2 protein-coding genes are annotated in these 3,011 nt (G+C 77.1%); both read left to right on the top strand.

Features of this window, described 5'->3' with window-relative positions; all coding sequences use genetic code 11:
- A partial coding sequence (locus tag CCN44_RS33245) for a non-ribosomal peptide synthetase (protein ID WP_143650118.1) occupies nt 1-1,836 on the top strand: 1,836 nt, incomplete at its 5' end.
- A 13-nt stretch (nt 1,837-1,849) separates the two neighbouring features.
- Nucleotides 1,850-3,011, top strand: a 1,162-nt coding sequence (locus CCN44_RS33240; protein ID WP_143650116.1) for a condensation domain-containing protein, incomplete at its 3' end; no start/stop codon positions are given.

Raw genomic sequence — 3,011 nt, 5'->3', positions numbered from 1 at the left:
CAGCGTGCCGGGCGCGTCGACCGGTGGCCGACCGCCCCCGCGCTCGACGCGCCCGGCACGCTGCTCACCTTCGCCGAGGCCGAGACACGGGCCAACCGGCTCGCGCACCGGCTCATCGCGCGCGGCGCGGGCCCCGGCGACCTCGTCGCGCTGCTGCTGCCCCGCTCGGCGGACATGGTGCTGGCACAGCTCGCGGTGGCGAAGGCCGGCGCCGCGTTCCTGCCCGTCGACCCCGCCTACCCCGAGGAGCGCATCGCCCTGATGCTGCGCGACGCGGCCCCCGCCCTCACCCTCGACGCCAAGGAGGTCGCCGGCCTGCTCGCCGCCCCACCGGACGAGACCCCCGCCCACCGGCCCGGCGACGCCGACCGGACCCGCCCGCTCGACCTGGACGACCCGGCCTACGTCATCTACACCTCCGGTTCCACCGGCACCCCCAAGGGCGTCGTCGTCACCCACCGCGGCCTCGCCGCCTTCTCCGCCGCCGAGGCCGCCCACTACCAAGTCGCCCCGGGCGACCGGGTGCTGGCCTTCGCCACGCCCAGCTTCGACGCCTCCGTGCTGGAGCTGTGCATGTCCCTGCCGCACGGCGCCCGGCTGGTCGTACCGCCGCCCGGGCCGCTGCTCGGCGCCCCGCTCGCCGACGTGCTGCGGACCGAGCGCATCACGCACACCCTGCTGCCGCCGGCCGCGCTCGCCACCGTTCCCGCCGGCACCCCTGGAACCCTGCCCCACCTGAAGACACTGATCGTGGGCGCCGACGCGTGCGGCGCCGAACTCGTCGCCCGCTGGGCCCCGCACCACCGCATGGTCAACTCCTACGGCCCCACCGAGGCCACCGTCGTCGCCACCTGGTCCGCACCGCTGCGGGCGGACGGCGCCGCACCGCCCATCGGCCGCCCGCTGCCCGCCACCGGCGCCTACGTCCTCGACGCCCGGCTGCGCCCGGTCCCCGACGGCGTCGCCGGCGAACTGTGGCTCGCCGGCCCGGCGCTGGCCCGCGGCTACCTCGGCCGGCCCGGGCTGACCGCTGCTCGGTTCCGCGCCGACCCGTACGGCCCGCCCGGCACCCGCATGTACCGCACCGGCGACCTGGTGCGCCGCGACAGCGGGGGCGAACTGCACTACCTGGGCCGCACCGACCACCAGCTGAAGCTGCGCGGCCACCGCATCGAGGCGGGCGAGGTCGAGGCGGTCCTGGTCCGCCATCCGGGCGTGCTGGACGCCGTGGTGACCGTACGCGAGGACGAACCGGGGCAGCCGCGCCTGGTCGCCCACCTGCTCACGGCCCCCGGCGCCGAACCGCCCGCCGCCGCCGAGCTGCGGGCCCTGGCCGCCCGCTCGCTGCCCGCCCCCATGGTGCCGTCGGCGTACGCGGTGCTGGCCCGCTTCCCGCTCACCGAGAACGGCAAGACCGACCGGGCCGCCCTGCCCGCCCCGGCGCCGGCCGAGGAGCGGGCACGGCCCGAGTACGTCGCCCCCCGCACGCCCACCGAGGAGGCGCTGGCGGCCCTCTGGGAGGAGGCCCTGGAGACGGCCGTGGGCGCCGAGGACGACTACTTCCTGCTCGGCGGCGACTCCATGCGCGCCCTGCTCATCGCCTCCCGCGCCAACGACGCGTTCGGCGTCTCGCTCACACCCCGGGACGTCCTTGTCTCCCGCACCGTCGCCGCCCTCGCCGAACTCGTGGAGGAGCAGGTGCTGAGCGAACTCGAACAGGCCGCGTACGGCACCGACGACGACCAGGACCCCGCGTACGGCACCGGCGAAGCCCCCGCCCAGGGCGGCCACGACTCCGAAGACGCCGCGTACGGCGGCCACGACCACGAACGGTGAGGATCCGACGACCATGACGTCTTCGACCCCTTCGAACCCCTCGAACCCCGCGCAGCCCGCCGGCTCCGGGCGGCCCTCCCGGCGGGACCGCGCCGAGGCGCTGCCCGAGGAGCTGCGGGAGGCGCTGCGCCGGCGGCTGGCCGGACGGGCCGGCGGCGCGGCACCGGCCGCCCGGCAGGGCATCCCGCGCGCCGACCGGAGCCGCCCGCTGCCGCTGTCCTTCGCGCAGGCGCGGCTGTGGTTCCTGGACCGGCTGCGCCCCGGCGACCCCCGCTACAACAGCGCGGTCGCGGTCCGCCTCACCGGCGCGCTGGACCACGCGGCCCTGCGGGAGGCCCTCACCGCCGTCGTCGCCCGGCACGAGGCCCTGCGCACCACCTTCGAGGAGGCCGACGGCAGCCCGGTGCAGCGCGTGCACCCGGCGGGCCCGGTGCCGCTGCCGGTCCGGGACACCGGTGACCTGGACGCGGACCTGCGGGCCGAGTACGCCCGCCCCTTCGACCTGGAGCACGGGCCGCTGCTGCGCGCCCTGCTGCTGCGCGAGTCCGGCACCGCGCACGTGCTGCTGCTGACGGCCCATCACATCGTTACGGACGGCTGGTCGATGGGCGTGGTCCTGGACGAGCTGTGCACCGCCTACGACGCCCTCGCCCACGGCTCCCGGCCGGACCTGCCCGCGCCGGCCACGCAGTACCCGGACTTCGCGGTGTGGCAGCGCCGGCAGCTGTCGGGCACCCGCCTCGACGAGCAACTCGCCCACTGGAAGGAGAAACTGGCCGGTGCGGTGGCCCCGGAGCTGCCCCTGGACCGGCCCCGGCGCGGCGAGGAGGCCACCGCGGGCGCCGTGCACACCTTCACCGTCCCCGCCGCCCTCACCACCCGGCTGCGCGACCTCGCGCGAGAGCAGCACAGCACCCTGCACACTGCCCTGGTCGCCGTCACCCAGGCGCTGCTGGCCCGCTGGTCCGGCCAGGACGACATCACCGTCGGCTCCCTGACCCCCGGCCGGTCCCGCACCGACCTCGAACGGACCGTCGGGTTCTTCGTGAACACGGTCGTGCTGCGCACCCCGGTGGACGCCTCCGGTTCCTTCCGCGAGCTGCTGGCGCGGGCGGCCGGCACGGTGGGCGACGCCTTCGCGCACGGCGACACGCCGTTCGAGCGGATCGTGGAGG

Source organism: Streptomyces tricolor, assembly GCF_002155905.1.
GTDB lineage: Bacteria > Actinomycetota > Actinomycetes > Streptomycetales > Streptomycetaceae > Streptomyces > Streptomyces tricolor.
This window is presented reverse-complemented; position numbering and strand designations above follow the sequence as displayed.